The organism is uncultured Ralstonia sp. (assembly GCA_913056305.1).
GTDB lineage: Bacteria > Pseudomonadota > Gammaproteobacteria > Burkholderiales > Burkholderiaceae > Ralstonia.
The window spans coordinates 1-6,102 of sequence record CAJXMR010000254.1 but is presented as its reverse complement, the minus strand read 5'-3'; the positions used below and the strand labels follow the sequence as shown (position 1 = coordinate 6,102).

6 protein-coding genes are annotated in these 6,102 nt (G+C 66.5%); 5 read left to right on the top strand and 1 reads right to left on the bottom strand.

The window, feature by feature from the left end:
• From ribH to QZ609_RS23500, 3 genes are all read left to right on the top strand, one after another.
• A partial coding sequence (ribH, locus tag QZ609_RS23510) for a 6,7-dimethyl-8-ribityllumazine synthase (RefSeq protein ID WP_295500011.1) occupies positions 1 to 462 on the top strand: 462 nt, incomplete at its 5' end.
• 41 nt (positions 463 to 503) lie between these two features.
• On the top strand, positions 504 to 974 hold the full coding sequence (gene nusB, locus QZ609_RS23505) for a transcription antitermination factor NusB (RefSeq protein ID WP_295500009.1): 471 nt from the start codon (positions 504 to 506) through the stop codon (positions 972 to 974).
• A 57-nt stretch (positions 975 to 1,031) separates the two neighbouring features.
• Positions 1,032 to 2,216 (top strand): pyridoxal phosphate-dependent aminotransferase, encoded by a 1,185-nt coding sequence (locus QZ609_RS23500; protein WP_295500007.1) that lies wholly within the window; start codon positions 1,032 to 1,034, stop codon positions 2,214 to 2,216.
• 72 nt (positions 2,217 to 2,288) lie between these two features.
• On the opposite strand, the gene QZ609_RS23495 is transcribed toward QZ609_RS23500, so the two are convergent.
• Positions 2,289 to 3,473 (bottom strand): lytic transglycosylase domain-containing protein, encoded by a 1,185-nt coding sequence (locus QZ609_RS23495; RefSeq protein ID WP_295500005.1) that lies wholly within the window; start codon positions 3,471 to 3,473, stop codon positions 2,289 to 2,291.
• Between the two features lie 536 nt (positions 3,474 to 4,009).
• Between QZ609_RS23495 and ubiD the strand changes: the two genes are divergently transcribed.
• Both ubiD and QZ609_RS23485 read left to right on the top strand, forming a co-directional pair.
• Positions 4,010 to 5,521 carry a 4-hydroxy-3-polyprenylbenzoate decarboxylase gene (gene ubiD / locus QZ609_RS23490; RefSeq protein ID WP_295500003.1) on the top strand — a complete coding sequence of 504 codons (1,512 nt, stop codon included), beginning with the start codon at positions 4,010 to 4,012 and terminating at the stop codon, positions 5,519 to 5,521.
• Between the two features lie 123 nt (positions 5,522 to 5,644).
• Positions 5,645 to 6,102, top strand: a 458-nt coding sequence (locus QZ609_RS23485) for an aldehyde dehydrogenase family protein (RefSeq protein ID WP_295500001.1), incomplete at its 3' end; no start/stop codon positions are given.

Sequence of the window (6,102 nt, the reverse complement as noted above, 5' to 3'; positions counted from 1 at the left end):
GGCGAAGGCCTGCGCATCGGCATCGTCCAGGCGCGTTTCAACGAGCCCGTGTGCGACGCGCTGCGCGAAGCCTGCGTCGCTGAACTCGAACAACTGGGCGTGGCCGGTGAAGACGTGCTGCTGGTGACGGTGCCGGGCGCGCTGGAAGCGCCGCTGGCGCTGCAGAAGATGGCCGAATCGGGCCAGTTCGATGCGTTGATCGCACTGGGCGCGGTGATCCGCGGCGAGACGTATCACTTCGAGCTGGTGTCCAACGAGTCCGGCGCCGGCATCACGCGCGTCGGCCTGGACTTCAACATCGCCATCGCCAACGGCATCCTGACCACCGACACCGACGCGCAGGCCCACGCCCGCACCCGCGAGAAGGGCCGCGACTGTGCCCGCACCGCCGTCGAAATGGCCAACCTGACCGCCGCCCTGGACGGCCTGCAGGACCACGGCCAAGACGACGAAAACGAGTAAATGCGCGAATAAGCGCAGTTATTCACGCAAAGGCTTTTCCCATGACGCAAGACAATTCCCCGGCCAAGCAACCCAAGGCGCCTGCCAAGAGCGCGCGCCGCCGTGCGCGCGAACTGGCGCTGCAGGGCCTGTACCAATGGCTGCTCAACCGCAACGACCCGGGCGTGGTCGAGGCGCACCTGCAGGACGCGCAAGGCTTCAACAAGGCCGACCGCGCGCACTTCGATGCGCTGCTGCACGGCGCCATCCGCGAAGAAGCGACGCTGACCGAAGCCTTTACGCCGTTCCTGGACCGTCCGGTCGCCGAGCTGTCGCCGGTCGAGCGTGCGGCCCTGCTGGTCGGCGCGTACGAGCTGGTGCACTGCGTCGACATCCCCTACAAGGTCGTCATCAACGAGGCCGTGGAACTGGCCAAGACTTTCGGCGGCGTGGAAGGCTACAAGTACGTCAACGGCGTGCTGGACAAGCTGGCCGCGCAAGTGCGTGCCGTCGAGGTCGCCGCCCGCCGCTGATCGCGGCCCTCCGTTGACGTTTGGCTGTTCGCTTCCCCCTCACCGTTCCGTGCTCCGATGAACGCCCACCGCCTGCAGACAGCCGCCCGGCTGGCCAATATCCGCGCCTTTCACGTGATGGAGTTGGCCAAGCAAGCCCGTGAGCTGGAACTGGCGGGGTGCAGCATCATCCACATGGGCATCGGCGAGCCGGACTTCACGGCGGCCGAGCCTGTTGTACGCGCCGCGGCTGACGCCATGCGGCGCGGTGTGACGCAGTACACCGGCGCGCTGGGCATCCGCCCGCTGCGCGAGGCAATCGCCCGCTATTACCAGACCACCTACGGCCTCGACATCGCGCCCGAGCGCATCATCGTCACGGCCGGCGCGTCGGCGGCGCTGCTGCTGGCGTGCGCGGTGCTGGTGGAGATCGGCGGCGAGGTGCTGATGCCCGACCCGAGCTACCCGTGCAACCGGCATTTCGTGGCTGCCTTCGATGGCGCGGCGAAGCTGGTGCCATCGGGGCCGGAAGTGCGCTTCCAGTTGACGGCCGCCCAGGTCGACGCCAACTGGAGCGAGCGCACGCAGGGCGTGCTGCTGGCCTCCCCGTCCAACCCGACCGGCACGTCGATCCTGCCGGACGAGCTGCAGCGCATCGTGCAGACGGTACGCGCGCAGGGCGGCTTCTCGATCGTCGACGAAATCTACCAGGGCCTGTCATACGACCAGGCGCCGGTCTCCGCGCTATCGTTCGGCGACGATGTCGTCACGATCAATAGTTTTTCGAAGTATTTCAATATGACGGGCTGGCGGCTCGGCTGGCTGGTGGCACCCACCGAGCTGGTGCCGGAGTTCGAGAAAGTCGCACAGAACCTGTTCATCTGCGCTTCCGCCGTGGCACAGCATGCGGCGCTGGCGTGCTTCGAGCCGGAAGCGCTGGCCATCTACGAAGAGCGCAAGGCGGAATTCCGACGCCGACGGGATTTCATCGTACCGGCGCTGGAATCGCTCGGCTTCAAGGTGCCGGTCAAGCCGGACGGCGCGTTCTATGTCTATGCAGACTGCCGCGGCGTGAACCATCCGAACGCCCACGACGCCGACGCGCTCACGCAATCGATGCTGAACGATGCGGGCGTGGTCCTGGTACCCGGCCTGGATTTCGGCCCACATACGGCGCACCACTACATCCGCCTGTCCTACGCTACGTCGATGGACCATCTGGAAGAGGCGGTGGCGCGGCTCGCCAAGCTGTTCCGGCGCTGAGCTCCCCCTGTCTCCGCCCAAAGAAAAAGGCCGTCGCAATGACGGCCTTTTCTATATAGAAGCGAAATCCGGTCAGGCTTGGCCCTGACGTGCCGCTGCGCTGTGCGCCTTGTCATCCAGATGGGCTTCTTCCTGCTGACCAGCCGCCGGCGGTTGCTTGGCGGCGGGCTTGGCAGCCTGCGTCTGCGTTTCCGCTGGCGCAGCCGCCTTGACGGGCTCGCGCTCGGCCGCCATCGACCCCGGCGACTTGTGGCCGGTCGCCACCGAGCGCAGGCGCGAACGCTCCTGCAGCACCTTGCCGCCGTAGCCGCCGTCGCCCTGCGTGACCGCACCGACATACAGCTTCAGGCCGCCTTCGATCGAGCCGGCACGGGCGATGCAATCCTTGAGCACCAGCGCGCCGACCTTGATGTTGGCGTACGGGTTGAGCGCGGCACCAACGCCGCCCATCACCTCGTACTTGTCCTGGTGGACCTTGGTCATCACCTGCATCAGGCCCTGCGCGCCCATATTGCTTTCCGCAAACGGGTTGAAGCTCGATTCGATGGCCATCACGCCCAGGATCAGCAGCGGGTCCAGGCCGACTTCCTTGCCGGTCTGGTAGGCCGCCTTCACCAGCTGACCGGTGGCGGTGGTCGCCACGCGGTACTTGCGGGCGATGTACTCCGCCACGGCGGCCTGCTCACGCGGTGTGCCGGCCGTGGCCGACTCGCGCGCGTCACGCACAACCTGCGTGCTCGGGATCTGCGCGGCCAGCTCGGCCACGGAGGGCACCTTGGACAGCGTATCCCAGCCGGCAGCCGGGGCCGGACCGGCCTGTGCGACCGCCGCAGCGGCAGGCGCTGCCGTGCCAGCGGACGGTGCCGCCGGCGTATAGGCGACAGGCTCCACGCTCGCGGCAATGGCAGGCGCCGGCGTGGCGGTTGCGAGGTTCACGTCCATGCCGGGCGTGAAATGCAGCACGCGCTGGGCCACCTGCGCCCGCCACTCGCTGTTGAGCGACAGGACGATGGCCGCCACCACCACCAGCACGCCGATGCTGTTCAGCACGACGTGCCCGCTGCGGAAGACCAGCAGGATGCCAGGATGCAAGGCATTGCGGGACGCGGCGGCGCCCCCAGCGTTCAACTCCATGCGCAGCCTTCTCGGCAGCGCAACTTGACCAGCACGCGCAAGGCGGCGGCCGACCGGGGCGACGAGCCGGCGTTGCAGCGCCAGACCGATCCCGGAAGAATGAAGGGTTTTCCAACCGTTCATACTTACCTCCGTCCGCTGCGCTGATTCGGTGGGCGCCTTTTTCTTGCATGGCGCCGTGCGTTTCGATCGCAACGGTTTCTAGTAAGGATGCCGCGCTGTTGCAGTCAGCCGGCATCTGTTGGGGGCACTCCCCGTGTGCCCAGACAATTGCGGGGCGTGTCCTTGGGGAGGCCACGTCCCGCAGCGATGCGAAGTGCTCTGGCGTCGCCCCTCATACGAACGAGAGCAGGGCGAGGGCAATAGCCGAAAACATGTTGCGTTGCAACAATTACCAGATCGGATTGGATTGTAGGAAGCGTTTTATACCAAGTCAATCATAAAGAATTCGTTTTCTATACTCGAAAGTTATGATTTGCTCCCCGTTTTTCTGACCGGGTGACCCGCCGTTCGTTCTGTCATCAGGGGGTCGTGCGCTTTTGGCCGTACAATCGCCGCCACCCCGCCTACGTCAAAAAAATCGTCTCCTGCGGCCATTTGGCGGGGCCGCCGATGTGCATGACAGGACGACTATCCCTTACCTTTGGTTACAAACTTCCATGCAATACAGGGACTTACGTGACTTTCTCGCCCAGTTGGAACGTACCGGCGAGCTGCGCCGGATACGTGTGCCGGTGTCGCCGCGGCTGGAAATGACCGAAGTCTGTGACCGCCTGCTGCGTGCCGAGGGCCCGGCGGTGGTATTCGAGCAGCCCGTGGATGGCGCCAAGAAGTACGACATGCCGGTGCTCGCCAACCTGTTCGGCACGCCGCGCCGCGTGGCGCTGGGCATGGGCGCGGAGTCGCTCGACGAGCTGCGCGACGTGGGCCGCCTGCTCTCTGCATTGAAGGAACCCGAGCCGCCGCGCGGCCTGCGCGAGGCCGGCAAGCTGTGGACGATGGCCAAGGCCGTATGGGACATGGCGCCGCGCAAGGTGTCGTCACCGGCGTGCCAGGAGATCGTGTGGGAAGGCGATGACGTTGATCTGTCGCGCATCCCCGTGCAGACGTGCTGGCCGGGCGATGCGGCGCCGCTGGTCACGTGGGGGCTGGTCATCACGCGCGGGCCGCACAAGAAGCGGCAGAACCTGGGCATCTACCGCCAGCAGGTCATCAGCCGCAACCAGGTCATCATGCGCTGGCTGGCGCACCGGGGCGGCGCGCTGGACTTCCGCGAGCACGCCATCGCCCACCCGGGCCAGCCGTTCCCGATTGCCGTGGCGCTGGGCGCCGACCCCGCCACCATCCTCGGCGCGGTAACACCGGTGCCAGACACGCTGTCCGAATACCAGTTCGCCGGCCTGCTGCGCGGCAGCCGGACCGAGCTGGCGACGTGCCTCACGCCCTCGCTCGCGCAGGCGCAACTGCAGGTGCCGGCCGGCGCCGAGATCATCCTCGAAGGCCACATCCAGCCCGACCCGACGCACCCGAGCGGCTACCAGCACGCGCTCGAAGGCCCGTTCGGCGACCACACCGGCTATTACAACGAGCAGGACTGGTTCCCTGTCTTCACGGTCGAGCGCATCACCATGCGGCGCGACCCGATCTACCACTCCACGTATACCGGCAAACCACCCGACGAGCCGGCCGTGCTGGGCGTGGCGCTGAACGAGGTGTTCGTGCCGCTGCTGCAGAAGCAGTTTCCGGAGATCGCCGACTTCTACCTGCCGCCCGAGGGTTGCAGCTACCGGATGGCGCTGGTCAGCATGAAGAAGCAGTACGCCGGCCATGCCAAGCGCGTGATGTTCGGCGTGTGGAGCTTCCTGCGGCAGTTCATGTATACGAAGTTCATCGTGGTGGTCGACGACGACGTGGACCTGCGCGACTGGAAGGAAGTGATCTGGGCGATCACCACCCGCGTCGACCCGGCGCGCGACACGGTGATGGTCGAGAACACCCCCATCGACTACCTCGACTTCGCCTCGCCCGTGTCGGGCCTGGGCTCCAAGATGGGCATCGACGCCACCAACAAGTGGCCCGGCGAGACCACGCGCGAATGGGGCCAGCCGATCGTCATGGATGCGGCCGTCAAGAACAAGGTGGACGCCATGTGGGACACGCTCTTCCAATAGCGACGCGCCCTGGCGGCCTGGTCTGCGGGCGAACGGTCGTTCGGTTATTCTTATCGAGTTAAGCGACTGCTGCATACACGAGGTGCACTGGCCGGTGCGCCTCGTTCCATTTTGGAGACCGCCATGTCCGACCTACTCGACCCCACCCGCGCAACCATCAACGCCCTCGACCGCATCACGGACCGCAGCCTCGTCAAGACGCAGTCCTACGTGGATGGCGCCTGGGTGGGCGCGGCGGACGGCGCCACCTTCCCCGTCCACGACCCCGCCACCAACGCGCACTTGGCCGACGTCGCCAACCTGGGCCACGCGGAAACGCTGCGCGCCATCGACGCCGCCAATGCCGCTTGGGCCCCCTGGCGCACGCTGACGGGCAAGGAGCGCGCGGGCCTGCTGCGCCGCTGGTTCGACCTGCTGATCGCCCACGCCGACGACCTCGGCGCCCTGATGACCGCCGAGCAAGGCAAGCCCCTGGCCGAAGCCAAGGGCGAAATCATCTACGGCGCGTCCTTCATCGAATGGTTTGCCGAAGAGGCCAAGCGCGTCTCCGGCGATGTGATGGCCAGCACCTGGCGCGACAA